The organism is Roseibaca sp. Y0-43 (assembly GCF_020667835.1).
In the GTDB taxonomy this organism is placed as follows: domain Bacteria; phylum Pseudomonadota; class Alphaproteobacteria; order Rhodobacterales; family Rhodobacteraceae; genus Roseinatronobacter.
The window spans coordinates 72,947-90,994 of sequence record NZ_JAFMPR010000004.1 but is presented as its reverse complement, the minus strand read 5'-3'; the positions used below and the strand labels follow the sequence as shown (position 1 = coordinate 90,994).

General features: G+C 62.9%; 19 protein-coding genes. 9 read left to right on the top strand and 10 right to left on the bottom strand.

Features of this window, described 5'->3' with window-relative positions; all coding sequences use genetic code 11:
• Nucleotides 1-25: 25 nt before the first annotated feature.
• On the top strand, nt 26-1,432 hold the full coding sequence (glnA, locus tag J1C52_RS06245) for a type I glutamate--ammonia ligase (protein ID WP_227427072.1): 1,407 nt from the start codon (nt 26-28) through the stop codon (nt 1,430-1,432).
• A 106-nt stretch (nt 1,433-1,538) separates the two neighbouring features.
• On the opposite strand, the gene J1C52_RS06240 is transcribed toward glnA, so the two are convergent.
• Entirely contained in the window at nt 1,539-3,017 is a 1,479-nt protein-coding gene (locus J1C52_RS06240; protein WP_227427071.1) for an NAD-dependent succinate-semialdehyde dehydrogenase, read from the bottom strand.
• 163 nt (nt 3,018-3,180) lie between these two features.
• Between J1C52_RS06240 and J1C52_RS06235 the strand changes: the two genes are divergently transcribed.
• Nucleotides 3,181-4,641: a sensor domain-containing diguanylate cyclase gene (locus J1C52_RS06235; protein WP_227427070.1), complete on the top strand. Its 1,461-nt coding sequence runs from the start codon at nt 3,181-3,183 to the stop codon at nt 4,639-4,641.
• Nucleotides 4,642-4,755: 114 nt separating this feature from the next.
• Nucleotides 4,756-5,838, top strand: a complete 1,083-nt coding sequence (pheS, locus tag J1C52_RS06230; RefSeq protein ID WP_227427069.1) for a phenylalanine--tRNA ligase subunit alpha — start codon at nt 4,756-4,758, stop codon at nt 5,836-5,838.
• 6 nt (nt 5,839-5,844) lie between these two features.
• Here the strand turns inward: pheS and J1C52_RS06225 are convergent, their stop codons facing one another.
• The 3 genes from J1C52_RS06225 to gatB all read right to left on the bottom strand — a co-directional run bounded on the left by J1C52_RS06225 (nt 5,845) and on the right by gatB (nt 8,342).
• Nucleotides 5,845-6,243, bottom strand: a complete 399-nt coding sequence (locus J1C52_RS06225) for a DUF4177 domain-containing protein (protein ID WP_227427068.1) — start codon at nt 6,241-6,243, stop codon at nt 5,845-5,847.
• A 33-nt stretch (nt 6,244-6,276) separates the two neighbouring features.
• The gene (locus J1C52_RS06220; RefSeq protein WP_227427067.1) at nt 6,277-6,753 is read right to left on the bottom strand and encodes an acyloxyacyl hydrolase; all 477 of its coding nucleotides are present in this window, start codon (nt 6,751-6,753) and stop codon (nt 6,277-6,279) included.
• Nucleotides 6,754-6,827: 74 nt separating this feature from the next.
• Nucleotides 6,828-8,342 (bottom strand): Asp-tRNA(Asn)/Glu-tRNA(Gln) amidotransferase subunit GatB, encoded by a 1,515-nt coding sequence (gene gatB, locus J1C52_RS06215; RefSeq protein ID WP_227427066.1) that lies wholly within the window; start codon nt 8,340-8,342, stop codon nt 6,828-6,830.
• Nucleotides 8,343-8,537: 195 nt separating this feature from the next.
• Between gatB and J1C52_RS06210 the strand changes: the two genes are divergently transcribed.
• Together J1C52_RS06210 and J1C52_RS06205 are read left to right on the top strand one after the other, a co-directional pair.
• Nucleotides 8,538-9,128, top strand: a complete 591-nt coding sequence (locus J1C52_RS06210; protein WP_227427065.1) for a lytic transglycosylase — start codon at nt 8,538-8,540, stop codon at nt 9,126-9,128.
• 65 nt (nt 9,129-9,193) lie between these two features.
• On the top strand, nt 9,194-10,240 hold the full coding sequence (locus tag J1C52_RS06205) for a FliM/FliN family flagellar motor switch protein (RefSeq protein WP_227427064.1): 1,047 nt from the start codon (nt 9,194-9,196) through the stop codon (nt 10,238-10,240).
• A gap of 58 nt (nt 10,241-10,298) precedes the next feature.
• Here the strand turns inward: J1C52_RS06205 and J1C52_RS06200 are convergent, their stop codons facing one another.
• The 6 genes from J1C52_RS06200 to J1C52_RS06175 all read right to left on the bottom strand — a co-directional run bounded on the left by J1C52_RS06200 (nt 10,299) and on the right by J1C52_RS06175 (nt 13,841).
• The gene (locus J1C52_RS06200) at nt 10,299-10,724 is read right to left on the bottom strand and encodes a TIGR01244 family sulfur transferase (RefSeq protein ID WP_227427063.1); all 426 of its coding nucleotides are present in this window, start codon (nt 10,722-10,724) and stop codon (nt 10,299-10,301) included.
• A gap of 16 nt (nt 10,725-10,740) precedes the next feature.
• Nucleotides 10,741-11,172, bottom strand: coding sequence for a DUF6691 family protein (locus tag J1C52_RS06195; RefSeq protein WP_227427272.1), 432 nt, complete (start codon nt 11,170-11,172; stop codon nt 10,741-10,743).
• 2 nt (nt 11,173-11,174) lie between these two features.
• Nucleotides 11,175-11,603 (bottom strand): YeeE/YedE family protein, encoded by a 429-nt coding sequence (locus J1C52_RS06190; RefSeq protein WP_227427271.1) that lies wholly within the window; start codon nt 11,601-11,603, stop codon nt 11,175-11,177.
• A gap of 72 nt (nt 11,604-11,675) precedes the next feature.
• Complete coding sequence (locus J1C52_RS06185; protein WP_227427062.1) at nt 11,676-12,539, bottom strand: MBL fold metallo-hydrolase; 864 nt, start codon at nt 12,537-12,539, stop codon at nt 11,676-11,678.
• Nucleotides 12,540-12,627: 88 nt separating this feature from the next.
• On the bottom strand, nt 12,628-13,506 hold the full coding sequence (locus J1C52_RS06180; protein WP_227427061.1) for an alpha/beta fold hydrolase: 879 nt from the start codon (nt 13,504-13,506) through the stop codon (nt 12,628-12,630).
• Between the two features lie 47 nt (nt 13,507-13,553).
• A complete protein-coding gene (locus J1C52_RS06175) occupies nt 13,554-13,841 on the bottom strand; it encodes an SCP2 sterol-binding domain-containing protein (RefSeq protein ID WP_227427060.1) in 288 nt (95 codons plus the stop codon).
• 67 nt (nt 13,842-13,908) lie between these two features.
• Between J1C52_RS06175 and J1C52_RS06170 the strand changes: the two genes are divergently transcribed.
• The 4 genes from J1C52_RS06170 to fdxA all read left to right on the top strand — a co-directional run bounded on the left by J1C52_RS06170 (nt 13,909) and on the right by fdxA (nt 18,044).
• A complete protein-coding gene (locus tag J1C52_RS06170) occupies nt 13,909-14,469 on the top strand; it encodes a tetratricopeptide repeat protein (RefSeq protein WP_227427059.1) in 561 nt (186 codons plus the stop codon).
• 27 nt (nt 14,470-14,496) lie between these two features.
• The gene (locus tag J1C52_RS06165; RefSeq protein WP_227427270.1) at nt 14,497-17,253 is read left to right on the top strand and encodes a helicase-related protein; all 2,757 of its coding nucleotides are present in this window, start codon (nt 14,497-14,499) and stop codon (nt 17,251-17,253) included.
• 30 nt (nt 17,254-17,283) lie between these two features.
• Nucleotides 17,284-17,634, top strand: coding sequence for an RNA-binding S4 domain-containing protein (locus tag J1C52_RS06160; protein WP_227427269.1), 351 nt, complete (start codon nt 17,284-17,286; stop codon nt 17,632-17,634).
• 71 nt (nt 17,635-17,705) lie between these two features.
• A complete protein-coding gene (gene fdxA, locus J1C52_RS06155; RefSeq protein WP_227427058.1) occupies nt 17,706-18,044 on the top strand; it encodes a ferredoxin FdxA in 339 nt (112 codons plus the stop codon).
• Nucleotides 18,045-18,048 lie beyond the last annotated feature (4 nt).

Here is an 18,048-nt window from a genome sequence, read left to right as displayed (position 1 = left end):
TGTTTCAAAAGCAAAGGGAAAACACATGAGTGCTGCTGACGTTCTCAAACTAATGAAAGAGGAAGATGTCGCTTATCTCGACATCCGCTTCGTCGACCCGCGCGGCCGTATGCTGCACGTGACCATCATCAACGACATGGTTGATGAAGACTTCCTCGAAGAAGGCTTCATGTTCGACGGCTCTTCGGTTCCCGGCTGGAAGGGCATCGAAGCATCCGACATGAAACTGGTTCTGGACACCGAGAGCGTCTATATCGACCCGTTCTACGCGGAAAAGACCCTCGCCATCCACGCCTCGATTGTCGAGCCCGACACCAACGAGCCCTATGAGCGCGACCCGCGCGGCACCGCGCAAAAAGCCGAGGCCTATCTGAAATCGACCGGTATCGGTGACGTGTCCTATTTTGGCCCGGAAGCCGAGTTCTTCGTCTTCGACAGCGTCAAGTTCAGCGACAAGATCAACAAGGTCGGCTACGAAGTGGACGCAGAAGAAGCGGCCTGGAACAGCGACACCGATTACGAGCATGGCAATAGCGGCCATCGTCCGGGCGTGAAGGGTCATTACTTCGCGATGAACCCGACCGATGCCAACCAGGACATGCGCTCGGAAATGCTGACCACCATGAAAGACATGGGGATGAAGGTCGACAAGCACCACACCGAGGTTGCATCGGCCCAGCACGAACTTGGCCTGATCTTCGACTCGCTGACCAAGCAGGCCGACGAGCTGATGAAATACAAGTATGTCATCAAGAACGTGGCTGACGCCTATGGCAAGACCGCAACCTTCATGCCCAAGCCCGTCAAGGGCGACAACGGCACCGGGATGCATGTCAACATGTCGATCTGGAAAGACGGCAAACCCTTGTTCGCAGGCGACAAATACGCCGATCTGAGCCAGGAAGCGCTGTATTTCATCGGTGGCATCCTGAAGCACGCGAAAACGCTGAACGCGTTCACCAACCCGTCGACCAACAGCTACAAGCGCCTGATCCCCGGCTTCGAAGCCCCGGTTCTGCGCGCCTATTCCGCGCGCAACCGATCTGGCTGTGTGCGTATCCCGTGGACGGAAAGCCCGAAAGCCAAGCGCGTCGAAGCTCGTTTCCCCGATCCCTCGTCGAACCCCTACCTGTGCTTTGCAGCGCTGCTGATGGCCGGTATCGACGGGATCAAGAACAAGATCGATCCGGGCCCAGCGTCGGACAAAGACCTGTACGACCTGCCGCCGGAAGAGCTGGAAGGCATCCCCACCGTTTGCGCATCCTTGCGTGAAGCGCTGGAAAGCCTTGCTGCGGACCATGACTTCCTGCTGGCTGGCGACGTGTTCACCAAGGACCAGATCATGGCCTATATCGACCTGAAGTGGGAAGAAGTTTACGCCTACGAGCACACCCCGCATCCGATCGAATACAGCATGTATTACAGCTGCTAAGCAGTTGGACGAAAACGAAAGCCCCCGCAGATCGCGGGGGCTTTTTTCATGGGCTATGACCTGTCAGGCTTGAGGACAACGCGGGGCATCTGTCGGCCCCGCGGCGTCAGACGCTCAGGCAGACATATTTCATTTCCAGGTAATCCTCGATCCCGTGGCGCGAGCCCTCGCGCCCGATACCCGACTGCTTGACCCCGCCAAAGGGTGCCATCTCGGTCGAGATGATGCCGGTATTGACCCCGACAATCCCGTATTCCAGCGCCTCTTGCACGCGGGTGATGCGGCCAATGTCGCGGCTGTAGAAATAGCTGGCCAAGCCGAAGATCGTGTCATTGGCCATGGCGATTGCCTCTTCCTCTGTCTTGAAGCGGAACAGGGGGGCGACCGGGCCAAAGGTTTCTTCCTTGGCCACCTTCATCTGCTGGGTGACGCCGGTCAGAACCGTGGGCTGGTAGTAGTTGCTGCCCATATTGTGCCGCGCGCCGCCGGTCAGAACGGAACCGCCATGCGCCAGCACATCCTCGACATGGGATTCGACCTTGGTCAACGCTTCGTCGTGGATCAGCGGGCCAAGCTGGATGCCATCCTCCAGCCCATCGCCCACGCGCAATTCCGACGCAGCCTTGGCCAGCTTCTCGGCGAAGGCGTCATAGACACCGTCCTGCACATAGATGCGGTTCGCACAGACGCAGGTCTGCCCGTTATTGCGATACTTGCAGGCAATTGCACCTTCCACGGCGGCATCCAGATCGGCGTCATCGAACACGATGAAAGGCGCATTGCCGCCCAGCTCCATAGAGCATTTCATGACCTGATCGGCCGCCTGCCGCATCAGGATGCGCCCCACCTCGGTCGAGCCGGTGAAGCTGAGCTTGCGCACCTTGGGATTCTCGCAGAATTCCTTGCCAATGTCGGACGCGCGCGACGAGGGCAGGATGGACATCAACCCTTTCGGCAGCCCCGCCCGGTCCGCGATCACACCAATCGCCAGCGCCGAGAGCGGCGTTTCCGACGCCGGACGCCCGACAAAGCTGCATCCGGCGGCCAGCGCGGGCGCGATCTTGCGCGCGATCATGGCATTCGGGAAGTTCCACGGCGTAATCGCCGCAGCCACACCGATAGGCTGTTTCAGCACCGACAGGCGCTTGTCGGGCTGGTGGCCGGGCAGGATTTCGCCATAGATGCGCTTGGCTTCCTCGGCGAACCATTCGAAATAGCTGGCGCCATAGGCGATTTCGCCCCGCGCCTCTGCCAAGGGCTTGCCCATTTCGGCGGTCAGGATGATTGCCAGATCATCGGCATTCTCCATCATCAGCTCATACATCCGGCGCAAGATGCCGGCGCGGTCCTTGGCGGTGCGCGCAGCCCAGGCGTGACGGGCGGATTCGGCTGCGTTTATGGCGCGGGCCACCTCTGTGCGCGACAGGTCGGCCACCGTCGCAATCACGTCGCCGCGCGCGGGGTTCGTCACCTCGAAGGTCGCGCCGTCATCTGCGTCTGCCCAATCGCCCGCCAGATAGGCTTGGGTTTGCAGCAAGCCGGGGTCGTTCAGCAGGGATTTCAGATCGGTCACGGAATCGCGCATGGTCTCTCCTTGAATCGGGATTTCAGCGAGCACGGGGACAGCCCCGTTTGCGCGCAGGCTAACGCGGCAAAGCGCTGATGTCACGGTCTGTGACCGGCGGGCCTGCGTCACGATTTCTTAACCCGCCTGCGCCATGCTGCCCGGGTGCAGGTAGAGGTTGGCAATGTGCGCAAAAGATTGCTCTGGTCCGGATGAGCAAAATGAAAATTTCTTCGCGGCGCTGGTCGCGCGCCATTCGTCCGACGCAGTTGTCATCAGCGGCCCGGATCGCAAGGCGCTTTGGGTAAACGCCGCCTTCAGCATCGAAACCGGCTTCGCGCTGGACGATATTCTTGGCCGCGAACCGGGATCCGTGTTGCAAGGCCCAGACACTGACCCGGTGGCCGCGCGCATGATAAACCAGGCCTGCGCCCAGCGGCGCGAATTGCGGCTGGATATTCTGAATTACCGCCGCGACGGCACGCCCTTTTGGGTCGATCTGAAGATTACGCCGGTCTACGACGCGGGCGGGCTGCATACGCATTTCATCTCGACCATGCGCGACATTTCCGAACGCAAGGCGCTGGAAGAGCAGAATGAGGAAATGCGCCAGGCTGAAGCGCTGCGCCAGTCCGAACGCCAGCTTCTGGCGCTGACCAGCGAGTGGCTCTATTCCGCGAAATCCTTTGACGAGCTGTTGATGGTCGTGCGCCGCGCGATGCACACACTTATCCCGGAAGCGGATGGCGCGCTTTATATTTACGGCGCGCAACGCATGACGCTGGACCTTGTCGCAAGCTGGGGCACCATTCCCGATTTCCCCGACCATATCCTGCCCGATGATTGCTGGGCGCTGCGGCGTGGCCGCGCCTATGCCTATGGGCTGAAACCGATCCAGTTTCCGTGCGACCATGTCCACAAGGCGGACACACCCTATTTCTGCCTGCCGATCATTGCGCATGGCGAAACCATCGGACTGATGCACATCATCTTCGACGGGTTCGAAGAGGACGGGCTGATGCGCCACATGCGGGCAGAGGTGTTGGGCAATCGCTGGGACATCTCGCTGATCTGCGCCGAGCAGATCAGCCTTGCCGTGGCCAATGTGCGCCTGCGCCACGAATTGCAGGAACGTTCCTTGCGCGACGCGCTGACCGGGCTTTGGAACCGCCGCTGGTTCGGCGAACAGGCAACCCGCGATTTGGCGAATGCCGAACGCGACGATGCAGACCTGTCGCTGATCGCGTTGGATGTGGACCATTTCAAACGGTTCAATGACCAGTTCGGCCATGATGCGGGCGACCTTGTGCTGCGCGAGGTGGCCAAGCTGATGACCCCCTTGACCGAGCAGAACATCTACCCGTGCCGCATGGGTGGCGAGGAATTCACGCTTCTCTGCCCCGGCCTTGGCACCGCGCGCGCCCGCGACATTGCCGAAACCCTGCGCCAACAGGTGGCGGGGCTACAGCTGGACGCGGGCGGCGTGACGCTTCCGACGGTGACGGTTTCCTGCGGCATCGCCAGCTACCCGCAAGATGCCCGCGCGCTCGATCCGCTGATGAAAAGCGCCGATCGCGCGCTTTACAAGGCCAAGGAGAGCGGGCGCAATTGCACCGTCACAAACACCCCCCTTGCGCCCGACTAGCTGCCGCGATGCGATTCACACCGCCCAAGCGTCGGCGCGGTCCAGCGTATGCTTGCATCCGGTGGCGGCATTGCCTATGCCACGGGCGCGATACAGTTTAGCCAAGGGCGGACCATGGACGGAATTTCAGAGCTTCGCGCGAAATACCTCGAACAGATCGGCACGGCCGCCGATGCCGGCGCGCTGGAAGCCGTGCGCTTGGCCGCCTTGGGCAAGAAGGGCGAGATCGCGCTGAAAATGCGCGAATTGGGCCAGATGAGCCCCGAGGAGCGCCAAGCCGCCGGCCCGGTGCTGAACAGCCTGAAATCAGAGATCGACGCGGCGCTGAAAGCGCGCAAGGTCGCGCTGGACGATGCGGCGCTGGATGCGCGGCTGAAAACCGAATGGCTGGACGTCACCCTGCCGGGCCGCCCGCGCCCGATGGGCACGATCCACCCGATCAGCCAGGTGATGGACGAGCTGACCGCTATTTTCGCCGATATGGGTTTTGCCGTCGCCGAGGGCCCGCAAGTCGAATCCGACTGGTACAATTTCGACGCGCTCAATATCGCGCCCGAACACCCGGCGCGACAGGAACATGACACTTTCTTCATGCACCGCGATGCAGGCGACGACCGCCCGCCGCATGTGCTGCGCACCCATACCAGCCCGGTGCAGATCCGCGCCATGCAGGCGCAGGGCGCGCCCATCCGCGTGATCGCGCCGGGCCGTGTCTACCGCATGGACATGGACCAGACCCACACGCCCATGTTCCATCAGGTCGAAGGGCTTGCGATCGACCGCGACATCAACATGGCACAGCTGAAATGGGTGCTGGAGGAATTCTGCCGCGCCTTTTTCGAGCTGGACGAGGTCGAGCTGCGCTTCCGCGCCAGCCACTTCCCCTTTACCGAGCCGTCGGCAGAGGTGGACATCCGTTGCTCTTGGGACAATGGGCAGTTGAAACTGGGCGAGGGCAAAGACTGGCTGGAAATCCTCGGCTCTGGCATGGTGCACCCGAACGTGCTGCGCGCGGGCGGGATCGACCCTGACCAATGGCAAGGCTTTGCCTTCGGCATGGGGATCGACCGCATCGCGATGCTGAAATACGGCATCCCGGATCTGCGCGCCTTCTTCGAATCCGACCTGCGCTGGCTGCGCCATTACGGCTTTGCAGCCCTCGACCAGCCGTCGCTGCCCGCGGGCCTGTCGCGCTAAGGCGCGTCAGTCCCGGCTGGGGGCGCTCAGCCGCGGGCCGGTATCCTCATAGTAACGCTCGGAACTGCCAAGCTGCGGCTCTGTCCGCTCGCCAGTGGTGGCATAGGCCTGCTCTGGCGCATCCTGACTGTCGTCATAGCTCTCTTGCGGCATCTGCGCGGCAAGGGCGTCGGCGTTCAGGCGACGGAAAATCAGCAGTTCATGGCTCACACGCGTGGTTCCGGTCAGCCCCTTGCGCTCTTCGCTGGCAAGAGTGTCGGCGCGCCAGTATTCCCAACCCTCGGCTGCCAGATCGTTCAAGAGAAGTGTCAACTGATGCGCATAGCGATCAGAGGCCGTTTTCAACCCTTTGACCTTCATCCCTTTGCCGGGTGCCGGGACAGCCAGATACTCGTAACGTTCCATGCTCGTTTCCTTGTTTCGTGCAAGAGGCTTCGGTCAGTCCAGCGGGATAGACGCAAAAAGGTAGATCGTGTTCAAACCCGGATTCGGTCTGTCTAGGCCAGCGTTGGAACGGTGATCCGCGCCCAAGCCTGCCTCTACGCCCGAAGCCCAACGATACCCGATGTCCAGAGCGTTTCGGAATTGAAGCGGGCCCCCAAGGTTGCGGCCATTTCCCTGACGGTGGGCACCAACCATGGACGTGAACCTCGCAAAAATACCTTCGCTGTGTTTGCCAAAGGTAATTGCTGCCCCAAGACCGACAAAAGCAGACCCATTTCCCGCAACGGACATACCGACCGTCGGGTGCAGATGGCCAAAAACAGGTTCTGCGGCGATGTAACGGGCTGAAAGCTCCGGGCTGCCCGGTCCCATCTGGTTCCCAAGACCCATGACAACGCGTGCTTCGTCGGCAACAACACTGCTGCTAAAAGCACTCAACAAGAAAACAACAGCTACCAACAAACGACGCATTGTTTTCCCTCCAAACAACTGCTTCGGTTTCATTTTGCCTAGCGTGAAGCACCAAATGTCTTCACGCTAGCAGACTAAGATGCCAATTTCTTGGCCACGATCTCGTTCACCGCGGCTGGATTGGCCTTGCCGCCGGTGGCTTTCATCACCTGCCCCACGAACCATCCGATCAGCTTCGGATTTTCCTTGGCTTTCTCCACCTGCGCTGGGTTGGCGGCGATAATCTCGTCCACCGCTTTCTCGATCGCGCCGGTATCCGTGACCTGCTTCATGCCGCGTTCTTCAACAATAGCCGCCGGGTCGCCGCCTTCGGTATAGACAATTTCGAACAAATCCTTGGCGATCTTGCCGGAAATATCGCCCGATTTGATAAGCCGGATGATCCCCGCCAGTTGCTCGGCGGAAACCGGGCTGTCGCCGATCTCGCGCCCGTCCTTTTTCAGACGGCCGAAAAGTTCGTTAATCACCCAGTTCGCAGCCAGCTTGCCGTCGCCCGCACCGGCGACCACGGCCTCGAAATAAGCGGCATCGGCCAGATCGGCGGTCAAAACCGAGGCATCGTAATCCGTCAGCTCGAAATCGCCCATGAAGCGGGCCTTCTTGGCATCGGGCAGTTCCGGCAGCTTGGCCGCAATGTCATCGACCCAAGCCTGCTCTATTTCAAGCGGCAGCAGGTCGGGGCAGGGGAAATAGCGGTAATCATGCGCCTCTTCCTTGCTGCGCATGGACCGGGTTTCGTTCTTGTCCGGATCATAGAGCCGCGTTTCCTGATCGACCTTGCCGCCATCTTCCAGAATCGCGATCTGGCGGCGCGCTTCATACTCGATCGCCGCCTGAATGAACCGCATGGAGTTCATGTTCTTGATCTCGCAGCGCGTGCCCAGATGGCTGAAATCCTGCGTTTCCTGGTACTTCTCATACTGGCCGGGGCGACAGACCGATACGTTCACATCCGCCCGCAGGTTGCCGTTCTGCATATTGCCGTCACAGGTGCCCAGATAGCGCAGGATCTGGCGCAGCTTGCCGACATAGGCGGCGGCTTCTTCTGGCCCGCGAATGTCGGGGCGGCTGACGATTTCCATTAGTGCCACGCCCGTGCGGTTCAGGTCCACGAAGGACATGTTCGGGTCCATGTCATGGATGGATTTGCCGGCATCCTGCTCGACATGGATGCGCTCGATCCGCACCAGCCGCGCCACGCCCGGCGCCATATCGACCAGCACCTCGCCCTCGCCCACCAGCGGATGATACAGCTGGCTGATCTGGTAGCCCTGCGGCAGGTCGGGGTAAAAATAGTTCTTGCGGTCGAAGGCGCTGACAAGGTTGATCTGCGCCTTCAGCCCCAAGCCGGTGCGCACCGCTTGTTCGATGCAATATTCGTTCACCACCGGCAACATGCCGGGCATGGCGGCATCGACGAAGGCCACGTTCGAATTCGGCTCTGCCCCGAAGCGGGTGGATGCGCCGGAAAACAGCTTCGCTTCGCTCGCCACCTGGGCGTGAATTTCCATCCCGATGACCAGCTCCCAATCGCCGGTCGCGCCCGAGATTACCTTGGGTTTGGGGGAGTCGTAGGTCAGGTCTAGCATGGGCCACACTCTTGCATCGTCTGTCTTTGCTGCGTTCTAGTGCAAATGCGCGGCAAGGGGAAACGGGTTTTCGCGGCATTTGGGCGTCGGCGGAATGCCGCCACCCGATTTTTGGCAGGCTTGCCAAGGGGGCGGGCGCAGGCGCATAGGGCGCGCGTGGCCGCAAGTCCGGCCTCGTTACCTTCGGACACCAGAATGCGTTTCCCTGCCCTTGCCGCCTTCGTGGCGATTGCCCTTGCCGCTGGCTGCACAACCACCGCGACCACCCAAGCCGCGCCCGAGATCGCCGCGCGTTGGGACCACCGGCCAGAGGCCGCGCGCTGGACGGCGGCGCAATACACCGCCCTTGGCGGCGAAGGCCGCGCCCTGATCGAAACGGTGCCCGCCGATATCGACAGGTTCTGCCCCGGCTATGTCGATGCGTCAGAGAGCGAGCGCAAGGCGTTCTGGATCGGGCTGTTCTCTGGTCTGGCCTTTTATGAAAGCACATGGCGGCCCGAAGCGGCGGGCGCGGGCGGGCGCTATCGCGGTCTGCTGCAAATCTGGCCGACCTCTGCCGAGTTTTACGGCTGCGACCTGTCGCACCCCAAGGGGCTGTATGACGGCGCGACGAACCTGCGCTGCGCCGTGCGCATTGCCGCCCAAGCGGTCGAGCGTGACGGCGTCGTTGCGGGCAATCCGGGCAATTGGGGCGGCGTGGCCGCCGATTGGCCGCCGCTGCGCGATGGGTCAAAGCGCCGCGACATTGCCGCCTACACCCGCTCCCTGCCCGCCTGCCAAGGCTGAGCCGCGTTCACCCTTTGCTAACCCATCTTTGCCAAGATGGCCCGGAACGGGTGGATTCTGGCAATATGGAACAGGCAAAGGTGCAACAGGGCGAGGATGGAACCGATCCGCTTTTGCGGATGACGCGACGCAATCGGGCAAAGGCTGCGCAACAGGGGGCTGCATTTCAGGCAGCGCTGTCGCAAGCCTTTGGCCGGATGTGCGCGGGCTATCCGGGGCTGACCGGCGCGGTGACACATGTCGCCCGGCGCCGGGTTTCCCTTGCCGAATTGGTGGACCTGACCGAACCGGGCATGTTCCTCGCCCTTCTGGAAGGGCCGGGCGACGCGATGGGCATGGCATGGCTCTGCCCGGCAACGCTGGCCGCGCTGATCGAAGCACAAACTACCGGGCAGGTCACGCCCGGCGCGGCGGCTTCCGCCCCGCCCCGTTTGCCCACGCGCACCGACGCGGCGCTTCTGGCCCCGATGATCGATTCGTTCCTGCACCAGATTTCGCAGCGCTGCGCCGAGTTGCCAGAGGCAGAGGCGGTCAGCGGCTTCGTCTACGGCTCTTTTCTGGATGACCGACGCCCCGTCGGCGTCGTGATGGATGATGTCGACTATGACCTGTTTAGCCTTGATCTGGACCTGGCACAGGGCCGCGTTTCCGGCACATGGACCTTGGCACTGCCCCGCCCTGCCCCCACGCAAGACACGCCTGCCCCGATGGCAGAGGCTGAAGAGTGGCAGACCCGCATGGCCGGCGCGGTCGAGAACAGCCCGGTCACATTGAACGCGGTGCTGTGCCGCTTCAAGCTGACCTTGAAAGAGGCGTTGGACCTGTCGGTGGGCGATGTGTTGCGCGTGCCGGATTCGGCGCTGGAAACCCTTGGGCTGACCACGATCAGTGCGGCCCAGATCGCGACAGGGCGGCTTGGGCAGGCGCGCGGGTTCCGCGCGGTTCGTCTGATTGCCGATCCGACGCCGCATCAACCGCCCGGCGCGGCAACCTTGCCCACGCTCCGCCTGTCTAAAGCGGCGCCCGCCCCGACCTCTGCGCCAATACCAGAACGCGCCGCGACCTACGCACATGCGGATGACGACCCCGCCCACGACCTGCCCGAACGCTAAAGGCCGCGCCAAATAGCGCGGCCCCTCTGTTCGAACCCGTCCCGATTTACGCCCGGTGTCAGCCCTTGCTAAGTTGCTCCAGCATGGGGCGGAACGGCTCCAGGTTGTAGCCGTATTGCGCGGGTGTTGCGATCAGCTCGTCCACCGGCCGGGCTGCCGCTTGCGACATGGCCCAGACAATGGACGACCGGTTTCCAGACGCGCAATAGGCCAGGATCGGGCCGGGCTGCTCTGCGATCGCGCGGCCCTGCTCGGTCACGTTGTCTTGCGTGATGGCCCCGCCCACAACGGGATTGACCACGAAGGTCATCCCCGCCGCTTCGACCGCCGCGCGAATGGCATCGGCCTGAAATTCGGGCGGCACTTCGCCATCGGGGCGGTTGCAGATCACGGTCTTGAACCCGGCTGCCGCAATCTCGGCCGCCTCTTCCGCGGCAATCTGGGGCGACACGGCATAGCCGTCGGTCAAAGGACGGATGTCCATGGCTTACTCCTTAAGCTCAGGCGGCAGCGACCTGGTCGATGCGCGCGCGAATGGGGTTGGCGGCCAACATACCCGCAACCATGGCAAGGATAAAGACGATCCCGCCGGTGCCCCCCCAGCTAAGCGAGGCAATCGCCGGACCGGGGCACAGGCCAACAAGACCCCAACCCGCGCCGAACAGCACAGACCCGATGACAAGGTTGTGGCTAAGCTTGGGGTCGGGCCGGGCCGGAAATTCCGTGCCAACCACCGATTTCGTGCGCAGCGTCGTGACATACCACGCCAGCGCCATTGGCAAGATCGCCCCGCCCAGCACGAAGGCCAGCGTCGGATCCCAGTCACCGAACACGTCCAACCAGCCTTGCACCTTGGTCGTGTCGGTCATCCCCGACACAAGCAGCCCGGCCCCGAACAGCCCGCCAGACACGGCGGCAAGAATTGTGCGCAACATCAGATCACCCCCAGAACATGACGGAACAGCACCATCGCGATGCCACCGGCCAGCAGATAGAACACGGTGGCAACCATGCCCCGCAGAGAGAAGCGCGAAATCCCGCAAACCCCGTGGCCAGAGGTGCAGCCATTCGCCAGCCGGGTGCCTATGCCGACCAGCAGGCCCGCGGCCACGACCAGCACCATATTATCGGTGATGTTGGTCTGAACCTCGACATTGTAAATCGGCAGCATCAGCGCCGGCACGACCACCAGCGCGGCCAGAAAGGCCGTGCGTTCTTGCCAGTTCGACAGACCGCTGCGGTCCACAAGCCCGCCGATAATGCCGCTTGCGCCCATGATCCGGCCATTGCCCAGCAAGAACACGGCACCGGCCAAACCGATCATAAGGCCTCCGACGAGGCCCCATACCCAATCCATTTCAATCATTGTGTTTCCTGTTCGCGACTTCAGGGGCGTGCGAGCAAGGCCCGCACGCCGGTTGATAACCCTTCCGGGTCAGAGCTTGTTGACCGGCACCTTCAGGTAGACGGTTCCGTTATCTTCCGCTTCGGGCATCTGGCCCGCGCGCATATTCACCTGCAAGGACGGCACGATCAGCTTGGGCATCCCCAGCTTTGCATCGCGCGTGGTGCGCATGGAAATGAAATCCTCGCGCGACTTGCCGCCGCCGACATGGACATTCGCCGCCTTCTGCGCGCCAACAGTGGTTTCCCATGCGTAGTGGTCGCGTCCTTCGGCCTTGTAGTCATGGCCGACGAAGATGCGGGTGTCATCGGGAAGCGACAGGATTTTCTGCACGCTGTCCCACATGGTTTCCGCAGAACCGCCGGGGAAATCGCAGCGCGCGGTGCCGAAATCGGGCATGAACAGCGTATCGCCAACGAAGGCCGCGTCGCCGATGACATAGGTCAGGCAGGCGGGCGTATGGCCGGGCGTGTGCAGCACATCGACCCGCAACTGGCCGATATGGATGCTGTCGCCATCGCTGAACAGCTGGTCGAACTGGCTGCCGTCGCGCTGGAACTCGGTGCCCTCGTTAAAGACCTTGCCGAACGTGTCCTGCACGATGGTGATGTTGCGGCCGATCCCGATCTTGCCGCCCAGCTTTTCCTGCAAATAGGGTGCGGCGGACAGGTGGTCGGCATGGACATGCGTTTCCAGCAGCCACTCGACGCGGTAGCCCTTTTCTTGAACAAAGGCGATCACGGCATCGGCAGAGGACGTATCGGTCCGGCCAGAGGCATAGTCGAAATCCAGCACCGAATCGATGATCGCACAAGAAGACCCGGCAGGATCGCGCACGACATAGGTGATGGTGTTGGTGGCTTCATCAAAGAAAGACGTGACTTCGGGTTTCATGCTGACATCTCCAGTAGCGATTGACCGAAAATATAGGGCAAGAAAAATACATTGCAATAATCGAATGTATTTTATTGGCGCGGGAGCATTACCCGTTTCGGGCAAAAAGCGCGATGGTTTTCGACAAGAAATCCTGCCGGACCTCGGCCCGCTCTATCAGCAACTCGTGCAAGGCGGCGTCATATTCGGTCAGGCTGCCTTGTGGCCAGTCAGCCATGCGGCGGCGAATGGCGTCCTGACTGACGATCTTGTCGCCCGTGCCTATCCCGCAAAAGGCCGGGATAGCGGGCGCGGGCAAGGCTTGCAGCGCCGCCATCTCGCGCAGCGCGGCGGCGAGCCACCGGATAGAGGGTGCGCCAAGCCGCAACTCCGGATGCGCGCGCAACTGCGCCTGCGCCGTGGCATAGGCATCCGGGTCGCGGGTTAGTTCGTTGCGGTCAAACGGGAAGTTCCACAAGGCGAATTCCTCGCCAGCACCGGGCACCTCTGCCGTATCCTGACCAAAGGCGCGCAGGAACGCGGCCAAGGGAGCGACCGCCGCGCGGGTGGCGCGCGACAGCGGCAAGCCCCACATCGGCGCGCTGAACGCCACCGCGCGGGCGGCCAGCCCGTCGGTCAGCGCCCTGAGCGCGATGCACCCGCCCATGGAATGCGCCAGAACGAAACGCGGCTGCGCGCGCCCCTGCCCCTCCAGCCAGGCCCAGTAGGCGTGGACATCCCTCTGGTAATCGGCGAAATCGGGCACATCGCCGCGCAGGGGCGGGTCGCATAACCGATCCGACAGCCCTTGCCCGCGCCAGTCGATCACGGCCACATCATGCCCACGCGCGACCAGTTCGGTCACGGTAGCCCCGTATTTCTCGATCATCTCGGTGCGGCCGGGGAAGATGGCCACACAAGGCAAATGCCCCACCCCCCAGCGCGCCGCGCGCAAGCGCACACCGTCGCTGGCCGTCAGCCAGTCCACGCAAGCAGGCGGTGGCGCGCCCGCAACTTCGGCGTGAAAGGGCGGGTTCAACTCAGCGCGCTGCCCAGTTTCATCGCCGCGCCCATGCTGCCCTCGATCTTCAGATTGCCCGACATGAAGGCCATGGTCGGGTTCACGCTGCCGTCCAGAATGCCGCGAAAGGTGTCGACACTGGCGATCATGGTCACATCAGCCTCGTCATCGCCTTCGCGCACGCCGTCACTGTCGACCATGATCGACCCCTCACCCTCGATCTGGAATTTCGCCGTTCCGTCATAGCCATCCCCCAGCTTTTCGCTCAGGGCTTTGATGGCGTGGTCGAGAATGTCGCTCATGGGGAATACTCCGAATTTGTGATCGTTGCGCGCTGGATTCGCAGCGCCGTTGCGTTACACTTTCACTATGACGGTTCGCAGGTCCATTCTCAATCTTGTCGTGGCGGCAGCGCTTGCGTGGTCTGCCCCCGTGGTCGCGCAAGACGCGCCCAGCGATGACCCGCAGGTCTTGCTGGACCGGCTGGCTGACCCGACACAAGAACGCTGGCAACGGATAGAGCGCCAGATCACCCGCATCTGGTCGCGCTCTGGCTCTGCCAGCGTGGACTATCTGCTGCAACGCGGGCGCGAGGCGATGCGCGAGGGCCAGACAGAGGCCGCGATCGAGCATTTCTCTGCCGTCATAGACCACGCGCCCGACTTTGCCGAAGGCTGGCACGCCCGCGCGACCGCGTGGTTCATGGCCGGGAAGCTTGGTCTTGCGCTGGCCGATCTGGAATATGCGCTAGCGCTGAACCCTCAGCATTTCCTTGCCATGATGGGGTTGGGGCGCATCCTTGAAGATTTTGGCCACCCCGAACAGGCGCTCGAAGTGATGCGGCGTGTGCAAGCTATACATCCGCACCGGGACGACGTAAAAGCCGCCGTGGAACGATTGGACAAGGCTGTGCAGGGCGTCAGGCTCTGACATCGCGAAGGGGCAAGGCCCATGAACATGCGCGCGAATGCGCGGGTGGTGGCGGTTCTGGGACCGACGAACACCGGCAAGACCCATTACGCGATAGAGCGGATGCTGGCGCATCGCACCGGCGTCATCGGCCTGCCCCTGCGCCTGCTGGCGCGCGAGGTTTACGACCGCATCAAGGCCTTGCGCGGCCCCGATTGCGTGGCACTGGTGACGGGCGAAGAACGCATCGTGCCCGACCGCACCCAGTATTGGGTCTGCACGGTCGAAGCGATGCCGCTGGAAATTGGCGCCGATTTCGTCGCCATCGACGAGATCCAGCTATGCGCCGACCCCGACCGCGGCCATGTCTTTACCGACCGGCTGCTTCATGCGCGGGGCTTGCATGAAACCCTGTTCATGGGGTCGGACACGATGCGCAGCGCGATTGCGGCATTGGTACCGGGCGTGCAGTTCAACCGCCGCGAACGCATGTCGAAGCTCAGCTATACAGGTTCGAAAAAGCTAAGCCGGATGCCCGCGCGCAGCGCAATCGTGGGCTTCAGTGTTGAAAATGTCTATGCCATCGCCGAACTGATCCGCCGCCAGAAAGGCGGCTGCGCGGTGGTGATGGGCGCGCTCAGCCCGCGCACGCGCAATGCGCAGGTGGAACTCTATCAGAATGGCGATGTGGATTACCTGGTCGCGACCGATGCCATCGGCATGGGCCTGAACCTGGACATCAAGCATGTCGCTTTCTCGGCCACCCGCAAATTCGACGGGCGGCGGATGCGCACGCTCAACCCCGACGAGCTGGCCCAGATCGCGGGCCGCGCCGGGCGCTATCAGAATGACGGGTCTTTCGGCGTGACCGGCGAAGCCAGCCCCTTGGCCGACGAGGTGATCGAGGCCATCGAGAACCATCAATTCCTGCCCGTGCGCAAATTGCAATGGCGCAATGCGCGGCTGGAATTCGGGTCTGCGAAACGGCTGCTAGATTCGCTTGAATTGCATACCAACAACGACTGGCTGACCCGCGCGCGCGATGCAGATGACGTGGTTGCACTGAAAAGCCTGCTCGCCCTGCCCGAAGTGCTGGACCGCTTGCGCGACCCGCGCGACTTGCGGCTGTTGTGGGACGTCTGCCGCATCCCCGATTTTCGCGGCATTTCACCCATGGAGCACGCGGGCCTTCTGGGCCGCGTGTTCGACTTCTTGCATGGAGCGGGCCGCATCGACACGGATTGGCTGGCGCGCAACATCCAGCGCATCGACCGCACCGAGGGCGATATAGACGCGCTGTCGAAACGCTTGGCGTATATCCGCACATGGACCTATATCGCGCAGCGCAAGGCGTGGGTCGATGATGAAAAGCATTGGCGCGAGGCGACGCGCGCTGTAGAAGACCGCCTGTCGGACGCGCTGCACGCGCGGTTGACGCAAAGATTTGTTGACCGGCGCACATCCGTGTTGTTGCGCCGGTTGAAGCAGAAGGAGAGCCTTGTGGCCGATGTGAACGACAAGGGCGAAGTGACGGTAGAAGGCGAGCTGATCGGCCGTCTGGAAGGGTTCCGCTTCAAGCAGGACAAGACCGCCAGCCCCGACGAGGCGAAAACCCTGCGCCAAGCGTCGATTGCCGCGCTTGTGCCGCTGTTCCATCTGCGCGCGGACACGTTCTACAACGCCCCCGATACAGAGTTCGATTTCACCGAACAGGGCGGGCTGATGTGGGGCAACTCCGCCGTGGGCAAGCTGGTGCGCTCTGACGAAGCGCTGCGCCCGCAGGTAGAGGCTTTTGTCGATGACGAGGCCGGCCCGGATGTGGCCGACAAGGTGCGCCGCCGCCTGCAACATTTCATCGACCGCAAGATCGCGGCCCTGTTCGAGCCGCTTCTGAACATGTCGCGGGACGAAACCCTGTCGGGCCTGGCGCGCGGCGTCGCGTTTCAGCTGGTCGAGGCGATGGGCGTGATCCCGCGCGCCCAGATCGCGAATGACATCAAGGCGCTGGACCAAGACGCGCGCGGCATGTTGCGCAAGCATGGCGTGCGGTTTGGCCAGTTCACCATCTTCCTGCCGCTACTGCTGAAGCCCGCGCCGACCCGGCTGCGGCTTGTGCTGCGCTCGCTGCATGAGGGGTTGGACGAATTCCCCGAAAGCCCGCCGCCCGGTCTTGTGACCATCCCCCATGTGACCGAAGTGCCCGGCGCGCATTATACCATGGCGGGCTATCACCCGGCGGGTGCGCGCGCGATCCGGATCGACATGCTGGAACGGTTGGCCGACCTCTTGCGCGCCTGCGACAGCCGGTCGGGTTTCGAAGCGACGCCGGACATGCTGTCGATCACGGGCACCACGCTCGAGCAATTCGCCGACCTCATGCAGGGGCTTGGCTACGCGGCGGAACGTGGTGAGCGCGACAAGGCGAAACCCGTGGCGGACCCCGCACCCGATACGGCAGCGGACGAAACCGCCGAGGCACCGGCAGATGCCGCCGCCGACCCCGCGGCCCCAGAGGCGGACGCCCCGACACCGCCCGAGGCCGACACGGTCGAGGTGTTCTATACCTTCACATGGGCCCCGCGCCCGCGCCGCGACGCAGCCCGTGGCCCACGCAAGGCCGAGGGCGACGCACGCAGCCCGCGCAAGGGCGCGAAGGGCGGCAAGCCCAAGGGGGAGGGGCGCAAAGGCGATGGCCGCAAGCCAGAGCGCGACAAGCGCCCGGCGCGCAGCGAAGCAAAGCCCCAGCGCATCGACCCCGACAACCCCTTTGCCGCCGCCCTTGCGGGGTTCAAGGCCAAGGACTGACGCGTGCCTGACGCTCCCGCGCCCCAGACCATGCGCGTGGACAAATGGCTGTGGCACGCGCGCTTTGCCAAAACCCGCAGCATAGCCGCGGGGCTGGTCAAGGCGGGGCTGCGCCTGAATGGCACGCGCATCGCCAAGCCCGCCGCCCAGGTCGGCCCCGGCGATGTGCTGACCTTCGCCATCGGTCCACGGGTGCGGGTGGTCAAGGTGCTTGCGCTTGGCACGCGGCGCGGCCCGGCCCCCGAGGCCCAGGCGCTCTATGACGACCTGTCGCCACCCCCGCCACCGCCCGATTTGTCGGCGCCCAAAGCCTCTGGCCCGCGCCCCGACAAACGCGACCGCCGCCGATTTGCCGCACCTGCGCCGGATCGGCTTGATTGATCCCGGTCACGGGTTTATGTCAGCCGCAGATGACAGCATCGCGCGGATGACAAACAGAAGGTTTCGCCCCCATGACCTATGTGGTGATCGACAATTGCATCGCCTGCAAATACACCGATTGCGTCGAAGTATGCCCGGTAGATTGCTTCTACGAGGGCGAGAACATGCTGGTCATTCACCCCGATGAATGCATTGATTGCGGCGTGTGCGAACCCGAATGCCCCGCCGACGCCATCCGCCCGGATACAGAGCCGGATATGGATGAGTGGGTCGAATTCAACCGCAAATACTCGGAAAAATGGCCGGTGATTATCACCAAGAAAGATCCGCTGCCCGAGGCAGAGGCGCGCGACGGCGAGACCGGAAAGCGCGAAAAGTATTTCTCGGAAGCCCCCGGCGAAGGCGGCTGATCCC